Source organism: Pseudomonas sp. ADAK2 TE3594 (genome assembly GCF_053628675.1).
Map to the genome: position 1 here is coordinate 3122048 of NZ_JBRJGV010000001.1, position 18132 is coordinate 3140179.

Sequence of the window (18132 nt, forward strand, 5' to 3'; positions counted from 1 at the left end):
CACTCTACTCCGTACAGCACGTACAGAGCCAAATGTAGTGATCAACTAATCCCAGACACGACGTTAAATTTTTCTTCGGCCCGAGCTGGCGCCAGTCCGCCGTTGAATTGATCGGGCCTTGGAAAACGAAAACGAGCGACGTACGGACTTCTACTACCACCCGGTCGGGCGCCTGCTGGATGAGACCGGTTTCGATGGCCGCACCACCCGTTATCAGGAAGCCATCGAGTAAGTGAAGATCGAGACTTAAACCGGTCGCCCTGAATGGACGCCCGGTTTGCCTGATTTACCAGGTAGTGCCGGGAACCCTATTTCAGCTACCCCCTTCCAGAAATACCTCTATAAGAAAGATCCGTACAAGCACTTAGTATGTTTTATTCTCCTGATCCCATGTTCCTTCGTCGGCAGCCAAACCCTCTAGCAAGCGACAGTAGTCGGCAAACATTGCGTCAACCAGCGTCGAAGTCAGGCGGTTAGCCGCGAGATCCCAGTGGATCAACAAACCTTCTGCCTGCTCGATACTCAGATTGTCCAGCGCCACACCGTGAGTGCGACTCGCACTTTTAACGAGTGTTACTCCCTCGGGCAGGTCCAGTGGACCTTGTGGGTTGAGTCGGGTAAACACCACAGGGAAATCAAGTTTGCGTGGTCGTTGTTTATCCGTCGCCACCTTACGAAGTGCTTGCAGGCCATTGGTCATGCTGTGCTGTTGATCCTCGGTGAAGATCCGTTCGCAACGCCGGGCCTGCTCTATAAAAGTCATAGGCTCATTGTTGAAATCGATCCAGCTCAACGTAGTGAAGTCGCCGACCAGCGCGTCGATCTGCGGGTGTACTGCAGGCCTCTTCCAACCAGGGGCAACCAGAGTAAAGGCCGGCTGGGCGCAATGTTTCGTAATGCTCCAGGCATAGGCAGAAATCAGTACCGCGTCGGCAGAGATTCCTGTTCGTGCGATACGATCACGCAGCGCTGGCCAACAATCAAGGTAGTGCTCATATTCCAGGTACAGGCCATTGATATCCCTTTCGTCATTCACCTGCGGCCCTTGGGGCAGCAGTCGGAATTTTTCCTGCCAGTAAAGAGCTGCGTTTTGTGCCGCAGGTGTGCGGTTGTACTGTCCGAGAGCCTCCATATAACTACCAAAATTGATGACCAACGGCGTCTGTGGTAGACCGTGGTAGAGATTCAGTAGTTGATGGATCAACAGATCTCGACTGGGAAGGTCGACGAGCAGCAGGTCCACCGCCAGATGCACCAGGCTGCGTTGTTCATCCAGTGTACTGACCCGCAGTTCAGCGTAAGGCCACTCTCCCAGCGCCGTCACCCGGCCAAGCATCTCTTCGGCGATCCGCGATCCACTGATATTCTTCTCGACTGTTTCGAGTTTCATCAATAGCGGTGCTTCCATGATCTGCTGGGTGCCACTGGGCAGAATCCGCGTCCGCAGCATCGGATGGTGCGTCACTAACTGCTGCCAGGTTTTTTCCAGTCGAGCAATATCCAGCGCTTCGATAGCAACGGCCATATAGAGATGTGAACTACCCTGCCCCCGGTGCAAAGAACGGTTGAAAGCGTAGGCCTGCTGCTGATCAGTCAATGCAAAAGGTGTCTTTGGCGGCGCATCGGGCGCCAGCTCAAAAGGCGCCGCATGAACCAGCGTTGATGTTTTGAGCGCCGACCAGTCGTTATCACCGTTCGCCAACGTGACCAGCAACTGGCAATAGTCGCCAAACAGCTGATCGATCATGCCGACGGGATAGCAGTCGATGGCGACGTCCCAGCTGAAACTCAACGCCCCGCCACGCTCGCGCAATTGGTGATCGAGGTTGATCTGTGGCGTCTGAGTGACGCAGTAGTGTTGGGCGTCGCCAAAGCTCGGCGCGCCGTCGATTACCGGGTTGTTGAGCATCGAGGTGAAGACCACCTCGCCACCGTTGAACAGCCTCGATTTGTCGCCACGCTGACGGACTTCGCGAAGTGCAGAGATGCCACTGACGCTGGCGTGATCAAGGTCCGCCAGCAACTGGCGCTGCACCTGTTGCGCCAGTTCGGCCAGGGTTTGTTCCGCCGCGCCGGCAAAGACAAAGAATTGCGTGGAGATCAGCGGCCCGACCAGCCGATCAATGTCCGGGTGCACCGGGAGTCGGCCATAACTGGTCGAGATCAACGAAAAGGCCTTGCCGGCATTGGCCTGTTGCAGGATCAACCCGAACAGACTCAACAGCAGTGCAGTGCCTGAAACCTGCAAAGCATCGCCCCGCGCTTTCAATCGCTGCCAGCAGCTCTGCTCAAGGGTTGAGGTCAATCGACGACGCTCGCGGCCAGCAGGTCGCGATGCCTTGGGCAAGGACAAGCCAGTCGGTGCCTGCGCCAGCTTGTCGACCCAGTACTGCAAATCACGCTGGTAGCGTGGCGACTGTTTGAAAGCCTCCAGCGACAGCTGATAATCACGCAACGACACGCCCTGATCCGGTAACTCGGTGGCAGACTGCTGATAAATCATCAGCCATTGCTGCAACAGCACCTCCAAAGAAGTGGCATCGACAATCAACTCGTCAATGCTCAGGTGAACCCGGTTGACTTGGTGATCCAGCAGCGAAACGACTATTTCAAACAGCGTTTCCTGGCCGCTCAGATAAACCTTGTGCGACATCGATGCGCGAAGGGCTACCAGCGAATGCTCGCATTCGGCGGGTTCGCTGCGGCGCAAGTCGCGGGTCTTGAAACGATAAGGCATCGGTTCGCCGACCTGCTGGCGACCGTCCGCCAGCAACCTGAGCCGTAGCGCATCGTGGCGAATCATCAGCCGATTCCACGCCTGATTCAGCCGGTAGACGTCCAGCTCCGGCCAGTCGAATTCCAGATAGATATGGCAGCCGACCCGCTCAGCCTCGGCCAACAGCGTACGACCTGACAAAAACGATTGCTGGATATCATTGAGGGCAAAAGGCAGATGGCGGGCGTCGGGCGCCACCTGCAACGCCGGCACCAGTTGATCGTCACCCTGCCGTTCCTGCACCGCCAGATTGGCTTCGACTTCACCGAGACTCAAGTACGGACTCAGCTGTGACAGCGATACCGACCGTTGCAGTTGCTGTTCCAGCCTGGCCTTGAGGCCCACGGCGCCCAGAGAGCTGAGGCCGAGGCTGGCCAGGCTGCGCGTTTCGCACCCCGTCAGTGCCTGCGGCTCACACCCCAGCAGTTCGGCGAGGATCTGGCGCACATTTTTTTGGCACGGCGTTTCGCCCTCACTTGGGTGGCTCAGGGGTTCAGCCCGCCGCGGTGCCAGCCAGTGCCGCGATTGCGCAAAGGCGTAGCCCGGCAATCCAATTCGCTGTGGTTCACCGAGACGCGGCATTTTGCGCCAATCCGGTTCCACGCCCTGGCGCCAGTAATCGGCCAGCGCTGGCAAGTCTCGCTTCGCCAGTGCCTGAGTGATCGCGTCGGCATCTGCATCCGACTGCTCATCGGCCAGCACGATGTCATCGCGCATGCCTCGGGCAAGCTCGTCCAGTTGCAGTTGCAGGGACGCAATGCTGTCCGCCACACGCGCCCAGCGGCAAGCCATCGCCGTTCGGCCCACTTGCAGCGTATAGGCGATGTCGGCCAGACACAGGTCCGGGCGTTGGCAAATGGCACGGCTCAGTCGTGCAGCCTGCTCCTTCAGCCTGTCAGCATCGTGTGCCGACAACAGGATCAGTTGCGGCCCGATATCAGCTGCAGTTACACGCTGATGATCAACAAATTCCTCCACCACCAGATGGGCATTGACGCCGCCAAAACCATAACTGTTGATGCTCGCCCGACGTGGCAGCTCGTTGCCGTCGGCATCCCGCACCGCCGGCCATGGCCGGTTCCCGGACGCGAGCGACAGTTGCTGCGGATCGAGCGTGATCGCCGGGCTGAGTTGTTGATACCCAGGTATGCCCGGCAGTTGCTGCTGTTTTACCGCATCAATCACCTTGAACAACGCCGCCATGCCGGACGCCAACTCACAATGCCCGATCAGCGGCTTCAAGGTGCTGAGGCTCCACGCAGCGCCGGGTTTGTCATCGCCATTCAATTGCGTGCGCGCGGCCTGAATCGCGTCGATTTCGATGGCATCGCCCATCGCCGAACCCGTGCCATGGGCTTCCAGGTAACTGACAGTGTGCGGCGCAACCCCGGCGCTGCGGTAAGCGGCCACCATCGCCGCCTGCATGCTCTCGTGATCGGGGGCGGTCAGTGAAATCCCTCGACCGCCATGCCCGACACCGCTGCCCTTGATCTTCAAATGAATCCGGTCACCGTCGCGCTGAGCATCGGCCAAAGACTTGAGCAACAGCACGCCCACCCCTTCGGAGCGCACATAACCATCAGCGCCAGGCTGGAAAGAACGGGTGTGCATCTGTTCGCTGAGAAACCCCATCTGCCGGTAGCCGGCCGTTTCAGCAGGCGACAGCAACAGATTGACCGCGCCGATCAGCGCCTGTTGACACTCGCCGGCCCTGATCGCCTGCATGGCTCGATGCAGCGCAACCAGCACCGACGAGCAGGCGGTGTTGCAATACTCGCTGGGCCCGCGCAGGTCGAGGAACCAGGAAATCCGATTGGCGTACATGCAGGGCGAAGAAGACGTCAGCAAAAACGGGCTGTCGCGGGGGACCTCGACAATGTCGCGGTACTCACTCGGCGCGGCGGCGACAAACACGCCGGTTTGGCGGCAGGCAAACGCTGCGGCAGGAATCGCGGCATCGTCGAGTGCCCACCAGGCATGCTGCAACAGCAGCCGCTGCTGCGGGTCCATCAGCGCCGCTTCCGCTGCCGAAATGCCAAAAAACTGATGATCGAAATACTCGATCCCGTCAATGTAGCCGCCCGCAGGTCCAGCCGTTGCGCGCTCCTTTGGCACTTCGCGTATCAGACTGGCACCGTGGCGAACAGCAGCCCAAAATCCCTCCAGTTCGCCACCGGGAAAACAGCCACTGATGCCGATGACGGCGAAATCATCCTCTTCTTTGACTGGAGTCGATGGCGGTCTTGCCGCCTGAATCTCTTTCGGCGGCGGCATTTGCCTTCCGAGGCGCTCTTGCAACGCCGCGACGATTTTCTCGATGCTGTTGTAGCGAAAGAAAAAGCTCGGTTCCAGCGCCAGACCGAACGTCATTCCCAGCTGTTCGCTGAGCGCGAGCAGATCAGCCGAGTCCAGTCCCAGCTCCATCAGGCTATGACGTGATGACACTCGGCTGTCTTGCGCTTGTCCCAGGCAGCGATTGACGCCCTGGCGCACCGCGTCGTCGATGGAGATCGCCGGCTGCTCAACCATTGCCGTGGTCAGCTGAATTTCCTGGCGCTGACGGCGGGCCAGGTCATAACGCACCAGAACGCCGTACCCTGCATTGTCGGCATCGGCGGGACGATAACCGGGCACCAGCCGCTCGATTCGCGCGCCGTGCAATTCGTGGAAACGCAACACTGGGTCCAGCAGCACGCCCCGCTCGCAACGGCTATGAATGTAGTCCGCCTGGGCGATGTCGCGGTACTTCGGATAGTCCTTGCAACGAGTCACGCCGACCACCGTGTCGACGCCGTTGAGCAGCGTGCAATATTGCAGCATGAACTCCAGCAACTGATCGCCGTAACCGCTGTACTGATGCGCCGGCAGGATGTTCAGGCTCTGGATTTGTACGGTGCTGCCATTGCCGTGAAACAGCTGATCGACCGTGGCGAAATTGACCCCGAACAGCGCTTCGATCCGGGTGATCCGCTGGGAATAGATGACACCGACCACTTCGCCCTTGAACTCCAGCGCCAGTTGACCGGCAGGGTCCTGGCCCAAACGGCGGCGCAGAATGTGTTCATCCACCCGGCCACCTTCGGGCCAGCAGGCCTGTTCCAGCGTCAACAGCGCGGGCATGTCCGCCAGCGTCACATGCCGGACGCGGTATTCACGCGCCCGGTAACAACCGCTGGTGGCCGCGCAGTCGATGCCGTCTAGCGGCAGCCTGTGCAGCATCCCCGGATCGGCAAACAGCCCGGCACCGGCCAGCGCCATCAGGTAGTGCGCTGCTTCAACCGGGTAATGACAGGCAAAGTGATCCACCTTGGGACCGTCGGGGCGCCAGTGACTTTCGCTGAGCACTATCGGTTGCTCGCCGATCAGCGCTGCCAGCGCTTTTGCCGAGGTCTGCAGACTGCCAAGCACGCTGGCGCCTTCCGCCGCCAGGCCGTCGGGCCGCAAGTAATAACGCTGCGGCGCTTGTAAGGCTGATTGCTGCGGCGCCGTCCCCGGCGGTTGCAGATTCTGCTGGCCGATGCCCAGCCACAACACTCGCTGACCGGCACCAACACCCGCGTCCCGAATCCGCTGGCGCAGCGCCGCCGGATCGCTCACTGCTGCGTCAAGCACCAGCAATTGCAGGGGCTTGCTGTCCAGTACCTGGCCCCGGGCCGTATGGTGTCGCACCCATTGCCCCAGCTCGCTCAATGAAACGCCGGGATGGCTGCCCAACTCGACGATCCAGTCCGGTTGCGTGGACAACGGCTGCGCATCGAAGACCTTGCCCAGCAGCTGTTCAAGCGCGGGTCGGTCACCTGACCAGACGTGTTGTTCACCTGCACCCTTCAGCCATTGCAATACGTCTGCCCACCGCTCGCCCTTGCCGAACAACAGGCCATCTAGGGTCGTGGGCAAACTGGCGTAGTACGCCAGAAAAGGCTCGCTCAGACGTTCCGAGAGGAGCGCGCGCCGCTCGGGATTGAACACCAGGTGCCGTTCTTCGCGGCGAATCCACTGCTGAGTGCGCAGAAAATCGCTCAGCAGCCGAGTTTGCTCATGGCCGGTCTGGCCGTCGTCGATGCGCCGCGTATCCACCTGGCCAGTGTCAGTATTGATTGCCCCGTTCAGTTGCAATCGGCGCAACAGCACCAGCGACAACAACTCGTTCAGGCCACGGATAAACGCCGGACAGTGCAGATTCCAGTCCAGCGCCGACAGCTCCAGCCAGCGCCACAGGCGCGGTATATCCTGCGCGTCCGGCAATCGCTGCGGCGCCAACCACGAAAACAGTTCGGCCATCTGCGTGGGCAATGTGTCGATTGCCGAGGCCCGACCCGTGAAGAAATACTCGTCGCCATTCGACGGATTCAGCCAGCCAAACGCCTTGAGTCCGTCGAAGGCCACCCGTAACGGACCAGGATTGATCGAAGCCGCGGCGGCAAACCGCTCAAACCCGAACGACTGGTTGATCCCGCGACCGGAGATCAGCTGACGACTTTCCAGGCTCAGCACACTGGCAATGAAAAACAACTGATCGGTCAATGTGGCGTTCATCGTCTTTTCCATGACAAGGCATCCATTCGATTGTGCAGTCACGAAAAGGCGGCAGCGTTTCGCACGGTTTTGACGAGTTTTGTCAGCACCTCGCCCGGCCCGAGTTCCTCGAATTCGAATGCCCCTTGGCGCATCAGGTACTGCACGGTATCGAGCCAGCGCACCGAGCCGCAGATCTGCCGGGTCAGGTTATCGACCAACTGATCATCGCGATAAGGCGCGGCGTCGATGTTGGCGATCACCGGGGTGTGCAGCGGTGAATACTCGAACGTGGCCAGGTACTCGCCGAATGCCCCCATCGCGCCTTCCATGTAGCGGGAATGGAATGGCGCGCTGACTGGCAGCGCTACAAAGGTAATGTCCATCGCCTGGAAAATCTCCTTCGCCTCGCTGAGTGCCTCGACCGGACCGGCAAGCACCACCTGGGAGGGTGAGTTGTAGTTGGCAACGTCCAGCGCACCGAGGCCGTGACGGGCCAGCAGCTCGTTGACTTCGTCAGGACTGCGACCGATAACAGCGGCCATGCTGCCGCCAGTGGCCAGGGCCATCAGCTCGCCGCGTTTTTTCACCAGTTTCAGCCCGGTCTCGAAGGAGAACGCACCCGCGGCAAACAGCGCGCAGTACTCGCCCAGGCTGTGACCGGCGAGAAAGTCGGCTTTACGCGGGTCCGCCTGCTGTTTGGCGAGGAACGCCAAGGCACTGACGGTGTACAGCGCCGGCTGGGTAAACCGGGTGTTGGACAGCTGTTGATCGGGGTCTTCCAGGCACAGTGTTTTCAGCGAATAGCCGAGGATTTTGTCGGCCTCGGCCAGATGCTCGGGGAACTGTTCGAACAACGCCGCCCCCATTCCCAGTCGCTGCGAACCCTGCCCCGGAAACCCATAGACGCGTTTCGGCCCGGACGGCATTGGCGTCGATGGGCGCTGTACCAGGCGGGTCGGCTGCTGGACCTGAAATGTCGCGGGCGGCGCGGCCACCTGAGCCGGTGCTGCTGTCGGCGGTGTTGTCAGCGCAGATTTCGCCGGCAGCGGCTGCAAGGCACGACCGAGGGTCAGCACCTCGTCGAATTTCTCCAGGTCGCGGCCGAACGGGCTGAGCACCGGGAAAATCGGCGGCAACGCACGGTCACGAATATTCTGTTTGATCAGGTTGGCCAGCGTGCCGCTCGGACCAAGGTCCAGGTAGATCATCGATTCGCCGCGCTCGGCGGCCTCACGCTCGATCCGCGCCAGGGTCTGGGAAAAACGGATCGGCTGGCGGATGGTCTGCCAGAAGTGATCGGCGTCGAGCTGCTGCAAGGTTTCGGTGTTGTGGCAGGAGATCACCGGAATCTGCGCCTTGTGCAGGCTTGTCTGGCGCAACAATGCCTCGACCTCCAGCCTGAGAAAATCGATATGGCGCGAATGAAAGGCCTGATTGACCGGCAGACGCTGGAACACGATGTCCCGAGCGCTGAGGTGGCGTTCGGCATCGGCAACCGCGCTGGTCGGACCGGCGACGACGATCAGCGAAGGCGCGTTGTGGGCCCCGATATCGCAGTGCTCGCGCAGCAACGGCGTCTGCTGATACAGCGACTCTTCGGCCAGGATCGCCAGCATTGCACCCTCGCCTGCCGGTGACTGGCGCTGGTGAAACAGTTGCCCTTGACGTACAACAAGACGAATGGCGTCGGACAGAGAAATGACGTCTGCCAGCGCAGCGGCGGCAAGTTCACCCAGGCTGGTGCCCAACAGATAATCAGGGGTGATGTGGTGCTCGATCAGCGTCTTGCCGAGGGCGTACTCGATCATGAAGATCGCCGGGTGGCTCAGGCGAATATCATCGAAGGCCTTTGAACGCGGGCTGTTGTCGTGATAAATCCCGGCAATCACCGACTGCCCCAGTTCGGCGTGGATCAGTGTGTCGAGTTCGTTCATCCAGCGGTGGAACACTGAGTTGTTCTGATAGAGCTCGCGGCCCATCTGATAGAACTGGCAGCCCTGACCGGGAAACATGAACACCACGCAAGACGTCTGTCCCTGAAAAAGATAAGGCATAAATTTCGTCCTGAAATAGATAGCTGACGTTACGGCTCGCAGTATAGGAGCCGATCTGGAACGGTCTGCGACATCGATGAAAAATTTTTCGGAGCCTTAGCCCATGACCGCTATGCTCCTCAGGCGGCCGCATCAGCGCCATGCAATCGGCGCTGTTATCGCGAATACAGTGAAATGCAAACTCTGCAGTTTTTTTTCGACACGGAGGTAGACATGACGACGCAAGGACAAGAAACCGTATCGCCAATCAGTCAGTGGTACGACATGATGACCCGGATGTTCCCCGACAGACGTCTGACCTTCCTCAACTACGGCTACTTGGCCAAAGACAGCAGCTTTGACTGGATCAATGACGAAGATCTTGAGCAAAAATGCTCGGCAAACCTGATTCGCACCCTGCTGGGCGATACCGATCTGCGCGGCAAGAAGGTCCTCGAAATCGGCTCGGGACGCGGCGGCAACTGCTCCTACCTCGCCCGCTATACCGGCGCCGCGTCTATAACCGGGCTGGATTTCTGTCCGGCGCATATCGAGTTGTGCAACCGGGTACACCGTATTGAAGGGCTGACCTTCGTTGGCGGCGACGCGATGGCACTGCCCTTTGCCGATAACAAATTCGATGTTGTGATCAATATCGAGTCGTCCCACTGCTACCCCGACCTCAACACGTTTGGTGAAGAGGTGCAGCGTGTGTTGAAAAAGGATGGCTTGTTTTTTTATGCCGACACCATGAAAGGCGACAACACCAGTGCCCTGTCCGAGCGTGACAGCATTGGTGTCGACTTCTTCACCAACGTGCTGGAGCAGCACCAGGCAATGATTCGCCACACAGGCTTCAAGGTTGAGGAACATGCCGACATTTCCGAAGGCGTGATCAGGGCGTTTGAAAGCGAGCAAGGTCACCTCAAGCACCTGCTCAAGAGCCTGGTGGACGAGAAAAAACAGCACAGTGATTCGCTGCCACCCGAGGTCTGGCACGCGTTCGACACCATGTTCCATTTTTTCGACGATAGCGGCGTCAAGGCCTATAAAAACGGCCATCTGGCGTACAAGTTCTGGCGCCTGAAACAAACCGCCTAGCCCCTTCGGGCCGTGGGTGGGGACGCCGCTTTGGGTATTATCCAACGGCATTCTCCACCCGCTTTTCGCCATACAGGGACGCACAGAACTGCGCGATCACCCTGAACACTTCCGGCTGGGTCAACAACGTCATGTGGTTGGCCGACGCCACCTCGATCATCTCGAAATTCGGCAATTGTCGCTGCCACTCCTGCCAGTATTCGGCGTGGTTGAAAGCGGCGAACTCCTGGCTGTCGGTGGAGAAAAACGGCTCCAGTTCGCCCATCCACAAACCGCTGGCGTTGCGAAAGTAATAGCAGGCAACGTCCGAGGCTTTGGGCAATGGCTGGATTCGATAATGCTCAACCTGATACGCCTGCTGGATCTGCGTCACTTGCGCCAGCAGTTGCTGCAAACGCTCGTCGCTGGTCTTCAGACCCCGCTGCCGGGCCAGTGCCGTCAATTGCTGCTGGTAGTCCGCTGGCGCCAGCGACAGATCGACTTCATCGCGATGGATCAACACCTCGGCGAAGCGCTCCGGGGTCTGGCCGATGGTCATCTGCAAGGACATGTTGACGGTCTGCAACAGGCGGGTCTTGTCGCACAGGCGTGCGGTGCGTTCGCCGGTCACGTCCGGTGAATCGAGCATCACCAGGCTGGTGACGGTCTCCCCCAGTTCCTGCAACTGCCGGGTCACTTCATACGCCAGCATGCCGCCCAGCGAATAGCCGCCCAGATCGTACGGGCCCTGCTGCAGAACCGACTGGATGACCTGGACGTAATAGGCGGCCATTGCCGAAATCCCCAGCAACGGCGCACGATCAGTCATCCAACCTCTGGCCTGAAGCCCGAAGAACGGGCGCTGTATGTGCTGGGCCAGGCCCTTATAGATTTCACTGCCGCCCAAGGCGCCATGGAACCAGAACACCGGCCGGCCATGTTGCACCTGATTGAGTCGTTGCAACTCCGGGAAGCGCGTCGTCGAACCGCTCAACAGGCCGATGATTTCCGGGGGCAGCACCGGCTTTTTGAAACTGGCCGTTGCGCTCAGCAATTGCAGGACGTCACCGAGGGTCAGGCACTGCTGGATATCAGCCAGGGTAAGTCCGGGATCAATCTGCGCTTGCACCTGCATGGCCCACTGCAGCATGACGATAGAGTCGGCGCCGTAGGCGTTGAGTGGCTTGGCAGGCGACAAGTCGTTGGGTTGCATGCCCAGCAAGTCGGCCAGCAGACGCAGGCCCTGTTCGGCAGCGGTGTGGTGTTTGCCCACTGCCGGGCTGGCCGGGCTCGCGTCCGTGACCTCCTCACGCAACGCCTTGTTTGACTGTTCCAGCCAGTAACGCTGCTTGTCGAAGCCATAGGTGGGCAAGGCGATAAGGCGTGCACCGTTATTTCGCGCGAGCCTGTCCCAGGCAATCTCGCCGCCCTGGGTCCAGAGCAGTGCCAGTTGTTTCCGGTCATCAGCCTCGATCAGGCCGTTGCTCAGCGCCACGGCACCCGCACCGGACAGCAAGCTGGCCAGTGCCGCCGACACTTCGTCGACATTGCCGAAGGCCAGTGGCAAATCGAGTGTTTCCAGTACGGTCATCGGTTCGCCCTGCTCCAGTGGCCGCAGGATATCGGCCAACACCGTGCGCAATTCGCCGGTGCTGCTCACTTGTAACGCCAGCCGCAGCGGCATCGCTTCCCGGCCGGTTTGCAGAGTGTGGGCCAGATCCTTGAGCCGAAGATCCGGATGGGCATCCAGATGCCGCGCCAACCTGGCCACCGCCTGCTGCAACGAACCGCTGCTGTTGGCTGACAGCGGCACGATATGCACAACACCGTCTTCTGGCGGCACTACGTCGGGCGCGGACGCTGTCGGATATTCCTCGATAATCAGATGGGCATTGGAGCCCCCGGCACCAAACGCGCTGAGTGATGCCCGGCGCGGAACGGATTGCCACACGCCATCGATCTCGACCACCGGCTGAGGCCAATCGGCCAGGGTACGTTGCAGCACGAACGGCGAGTGTTCGAAATCCAGCTTGGGATTCAGTGGCCCCAGCACCAGCGACGGCGCCAGCTGCCGGTGTTGCAGTTGCAGCACCAGCTTGCTGAGCGCGGCCATGCCCGAAGCCGCTTCGGCATGGCCGATGTTGGATTTGACCGAGCCAATGGCGCAGGACTGACTGGCAACCCCCGCTTCGCTAAAAATGCGGCTCAGCGCGCTCAGCTCGATGGCGTCGCCCATCGCCGAACCATTGGCCGCCGACTCGACGTAACTGACGGTGCACGGGTCAATCCCCGCGCGCTTGAAGTTGCGGTCGATCAGCGCCGCCTGCACCTTGGCGCTCGGCACCGAGAAGCCATGGGTGTGGCCGCCGTGGTTGGTAGCGGTCGACTTGATCACCGCCAGGATGTGGTCGCCATCGCGCTCGGCGTCGGCCAGGGTCTTGAGCAACACCGCCCCAACGCCCTCTGCCGGCAGATAACCGTCGCCGTCGGCAAAGCTGCGGCTGCCGGCATGACTGCCCAGCACCTGGCCGACGCTCAGGCCAATGTACTTTTTCGGATGCAGGGTCAGGTTGACGCCGCCGGCAATCGCCAGCCGACAGTCGCCATTGCGCAGCGCTTCGCCAGCGGCATGGATCGCCGAGATCGACGAGGAACACATGGTGTCGATTGCCAGGCTCGGCCCCTGAAAATCGAAGAAATAGGACACCCGGTTGGCAATCGCGCTGTAGGACGTCACCGACACCAGGGACTCCCGGACCAGATCCGACTCGAACGCCTGGTACTGCTGGTACATCACACCGACAAACACACCCACCTGTTGTTGATAGCGTTGCTTGATCTGTTGCCGGGTGATCCCGGCGCTTTCCAGCAGGTTCCAGCAGGTTTCCAGGAACAACCGGTCGTTGGGGTTGATGATTTGCGCCTCTCGGGGCGAGAGGTTGAAAAACAGCGGATCGAAGTCTTCGACCTCGTCGAGAAAGCCACCCCACTTGCAGTACGTCTTGTCGAAGCGGTCGCGCGCCTCGTCAAAGTACGCCTGGTGATCCCAGCGCGCGGTTGGCACTTCGCTGATCAGGTCTTCACCGCCAGCAATTTTTTGCCAGAACGTTTCCAGGTCTTCGACACCGGGGTAGCGGCCACTGAGGCCGATGATCGCCAGATCGCGGTTGTTGCTGACCGCTGGCACGGTTACTGGCGGTTGACGGCGGTTGTGCTGGCGCCGGAGCTCTTGTGCCGTGGCTATCGGTATCGGCGGCGCTTTTTCGGTGGGAATGCTGCGCCTGGCCGGCTCGGCCATCAGCAACTGCCGCATCATTTCGGGGTGCTGCCGGATGAAGTAGTCGCTCAGTTCGCGCACGGTCTGGTGTTCGTACAACAGGGTGTTTGGCAAGGAGCCAAAGGTGCGTTCCAGTTGAGTGGTCAGCTCGGTAAGCATGATCGAGTCGACCCCGTAACGCTCGAACGAGCCGTCACTGTCGATCTTATCCAATGGCCGCTTGAGGGTTTTCGACAATAGTTGCTTGAAATGCCGGATCGCCAGCGCGTTCAGGTCGCCCTCCACGGTTTGCGCCAAGGGTGCCGCCTCGACCGGCGCTTGGGTGATTGGCGCAGCTGGCGGCTCCTGCCACTGCCCGGCGATAAACGTTTTGATCCTGGCGATATCCCCTTCCAGCACCATCCAGCGTTCGGCCCCCTGAGCATCGGCCAAAGCCCGGCGTAAAAAATCCAGGCCGCCACTGTCACTCAAGGGTTGAATCCCGGTCTGCTCGACCATCTGTTGCTCGCGTTGAGCATCGATCTGCATCCCGCCGTTGCGCCACAGCGGCCAGTTGATCGCCAGGGTGCGGCCCTGACGGCGACCAGCCTGGGTCTCGCGATTACGCCAGCCGGCCCACTCGTCCATGAACGCGTTGGCCAGCGCATAGTCGCCCTGCCCCGGATTGCCGATCACGGTGCTGACCGATGAGAACAGCACAAAACAGTCCAGCGGCAGATGCGCGCTGGCGCGATCCAGGTTGAGTACGCCCGCCACCTTGGGTGCCAGCACCGCCGTCAGATCGGCCTCGCTTTTGTTCTTGAGCAAGCTGTCGCGGGTGATGCCGGCGCAGTGGAAAATCCCGTTGATTGTGCCAAACGCTTGCTCGCACCGTGCAATCAGCACCTCGACTGCACTTGGGTCGGCGACATCCAGCGCTTCAACTTGCACCTCGGCACCCAGTGCCCTGATCGCCTCGATTCGTCCGCTGACTTCGGCTGAACGTTGACTGGCCGAACGGCTGGCCAGGACCAGCCTCACGCCCCGTGCCTGCCGGGCGATGCTTTCGGCCAGCAACAAGCCCAGGCCGCCTGTGCCACCGGTCAGCAGGTAGACCCCGCCATCGCGCCATGGCGTGGCGTCAGCATCCGGCAGCAACGTCTCCTGCCAGGATGCCACCTGACGGCGACCGCCCTGGTAACGCACCCGCTCATCGTCCTGCTGGCCATTGTCGATCAGCCACTGCAGCGAGAGGCTACCGCGCACTTCGATTGATTGGGCGGCAGCGATCAGTCCTTCGTTTTTTGCGGTCTTCAGCAGCGCCAACAGCGAGGCGAAGACCGGGGCGGTTTCATCAAGGTCGGCAAGAACCAGTTGCACCAGCGTGTCCGCAGGGCAGGTTTTCAAAAGGTTGATCAGGAAACCCGCCAGCAATGGCAGCGCGACAACGGGGTCATCCGAAACCACGGGCAGCCGTTCGATATCGATCTGCCGACTGTCACCCACCAGCGCCCGACAGCGATCCACCAACTGGTCCAGCGCAACGGGTTGATCACCGGCCAACACCATCACCTGCCGCGCGAACTTTCGCTGAGCCGTATTGACGAGTTCTTTATCGCGCCAGACCGGTGTCATGGTCAGCACGGGCGTGGCTGCCGGTTCAAGTCTTCTCGACGAAAAACCTTGCAGGCGCAGTGCGATGCGGCCCTGCTCATCGCAAATATCCACGTCCAGCTTGTTGATACGCCCCGGCTGGTGGCTGGCGCTGTAGCGCACCCACGCATGGCAGGGCTGGTTGAGCAGGTTCAGGTCGCCAAAAATCACCGAGTCCAGCGCAAACGGCACCAGCGGTTGGCGCTGCTGGTCCGGCGGAGTCGGCTCCAGTAGCGCCAGCCCTAATGCCGCCTGCAATGCAGAATCGAGCAGGCCGGGAGACAGGCCGAGCTCAGTGCCTTCGTCCGCGAATACCAGCTTGGCCAACACTTGGCCATTGCCCGCCTGCAACGCGCTGAGCCGGCGAAAGTGTTCGCCGTATTCCAGCCCCATCTCACCGAAAATCTCGTAGCACTGCTGTGGCGCCAGTCGTTGCTCGGTCGTGGCGGCAGCGATGGCTTGCAGGTCCAGCGGCGCCAGACTCTCGGCGGCTCCGACCGTCGCCACACCGGCGCAATAGCTCGGGCCGTCGGCCGGCGTGCCACAAATTTCAAAACGAATCTCGCCGTTGTCCTGCTCCGCCAACTCGATGTCGATGGCCAGCACGCCGCCGTCATGGCGCATGGGTTGGCGCCAGGCGATGTTCTTCAGGCGAACCACTGCGCGCTCATTGGCCAGCGACAGCTCAAGCGCCACCCTGGCGATTTCCAGATAAGCCACACCCGGCAGGATCTTCAAACCACTGACCCGATGTTCGGCAAAAAACCATTCATTGCCGTCAAACCGGCTGCTGAAACGTTGTCCTGCCAGATCCGACGTATTGCGCTGTACCAGTGGATGCAGCCACGCCTCGCCCGTGCGCTCGAGCGCAGGAGATTCGCTGATCCAGTACCGCTCGCGGCTGAAGGGGTAAGTCGGCAGCGAGATTCGGCGCGGCTGGCTTTGTTGATACAGCTGACGCCAGTCCACGGTTGCGCCCCGGCGCCACAGCGTCAGCACGCTGTCGATATTTTGTTGTTGCAGGGCCCGAAGCACCTCGTCCGGCGCAATCTTGCTGGCAGGCTTACCGCCTTCGCCGGGGCCGCTGGCATGCAGTTGGCTCAACAGACTGTCGCGGCTGTTCGCCACAATCACCCGTCGGTATTCCATCGCCTCGCGACCCAGTTGCAGGCTGGCGGCCAGATCCGCAAGAACCACCTGAGGCTGGCGTTGCAGAAAATCGATCAACTGCTCAACCCGCGACTGCAGCGCTTCGAGGGTTTTGGCAGACAGCGGAAATATCGTCGCGGCGACCCCGTGTTCCGTCATCACAGGAACAAGTTCAACCGCCTCCAGCACAACATGAGCATTGGCCCCGCCAAACCCGAACGAGCTGACACCCGCCCGGCGCGGCGCCTTGTTGCCCTGGCTGTCGGATAATTGCGGCCACTCCCGGCCAGCCTGCAGGACCTCGAACGGACTGCCGGCCAGATCGATATACGGATTGAGCTGTTCGCTGTGCAGGCTCTTGGGCAGATAACCCTGCTTTAGCGCCAACAACGTCTTGATTACCCCGGCAATGCCGGCGGCGGATTCGAGGTGGCCGATATTGGTTTTCACCGAGCCGAGATAACAGCGCTGCCCAGCACTGGCGCCCAGTTCGGCAAAGGCCTGCTTGAGTCCACTGATCTCGATCGGGTCGCCCAGGCGCGTGCCGGTGCCGTGGACTTCGATGTAACCGAGGCTGTTGATGTCGATGCCCCGGCAGGCCTGTTTGATCAGGTCGGCCTGGGCCTTGGGATTGGGTGCTGTCAGCGAGTTGGCGTGGCCGCCATGGTTTTCTGCCGAGCCGATAATCGTCGCGACAATGTTGTCGCCATCGGCCAGTGCCTGCTGATAGTCCTTGAGGATCAACACCCCGACGCCTTCACCGCGCACATAGCCGTCGGCATCGGCGGCAAAGGCCTTGCAGCGCCCGGTGGGGCTGAGCATGCCGGCCTTGAGCGCACCCATGAACACCATCGGTTCAAAACACAGATTCACCCCGCCGGCAACGGCCACCGTGCAGTCGCCATTGAGGATCGACTGCGCGGCCTTATGCACCGCCACCAGAGAGCTGGAGCAGGCGGTATCGATGGGCGCGCTGGGGCCATGGAAATCGAACAGATAGGAGATGCGGTTGGCGATGATCGAGTGCGCATTGCCCGTGGCGTCGTGTGCGCCGGCTTCGGAACGGGCCAGCAGGCCGTTGTAGTCGGCGGAAGAGACGCCGATATACACCCCGGTGTTGCTGCCGCGCAGGTTGTGCGGGCAGATGGCGGCATCTTCGAAAGCCGCCCAGGTCTGCTCCAGCACCAGCCGGTGCTGTGGGTCCATGGCCTCGGCTTCGCGGGCGGATATCTTGAAGAAGTCGGCATCGAACGCGGTCGGGTCATTGATGAAACCGCCCGGGCAGGTGAATGTCTCGCGCAGGTGAGCACGCTCGGCAATGCCCGGCAGATGCCAATACGGCAGCTCGCTGATCTGCGAGCGCTCCTCCATCAGCAGTTGCCAGAATTGCTCGGCGTTGTCGGCACCGGGAAAACGCCCGGAAAAACCGACAATCGCCACCCTGGCAGTCGGCGCTGGCGATGGCGCGCTGCCTTGTGTTGGTTCACCGATCTGCCGCCGGGTGCGTGGCGCCGGCGTGGTCGGGTGTTGTTGAGTGGGCCGCTGATTAGGCAGGCGGATGTCATGTGCATCGTTCGACGTAGTGTTGTTCATTGTTCTGAATGCCCTTACCGTCCTGGTTTACCCGGCGGCATCGCCTGCCAGGTCAACTCTTCAGATCAATTGAA

At 60.7% G+C, this 18132-nt stretch carries 4 protein-coding genes; 1 reads left to right on the forward strand and 3 read right to left on the reverse strand.

The genetic code is table 11. The features are described 5' to 3' along the window. Positions 1 to 364: 364 nt before the first annotated feature. The gene (locus tag AB7M22_RS13990) at positions 365 to 7312 is read right to left on the reverse strand and encodes a beta-ketoacyl synthase N-terminal-like domain-containing protein (RefSeq protein ID WP_454186745.1); all 6948 of its coding nucleotides are present in this window, start codon (positions 7310 to 7312) and stop codon (positions 365 to 367) included. Between the two features lie 38 nt (positions 7313 to 7350). Beyond that, on the reverse strand, positions 7351 to 9348 hold the full coding sequence (gene fabD, locus AB7M22_RS13995; RefSeq protein ID WP_454186746.1) for an ACP S-malonyltransferase: 1998 nt from the start codon (positions 9346 to 9348) through the stop codon (positions 7351 to 7353). A gap of 213 nt (positions 9349 to 9561) precedes the next feature. Between fabD and AB7M22_RS14000 the strand changes: the two genes are divergently transcribed. Continuing rightward, entirely contained in the window at positions 9562 to 10428 is an 867-nt protein-coding gene (locus tag AB7M22_RS14000; RefSeq protein ID WP_454186747.1) for a class I SAM-dependent methyltransferase, read from the forward strand. A gap of 37 nt (positions 10429 to 10465) precedes the next feature. On the opposite strand, the gene AB7M22_RS14005 is transcribed toward AB7M22_RS14000, so the two are convergent. Beyond that, positions 10466 to 18058: an SDR family NAD(P)-dependent oxidoreductase gene (locus AB7M22_RS14005; protein WP_454186748.1), complete on the reverse strand. Its 7593-nt coding sequence runs from the start codon at positions 18056 to 18058 to the stop codon at positions 10466 to 10468. Positions 18059 to 18132 lie beyond the last annotated feature (74 nt).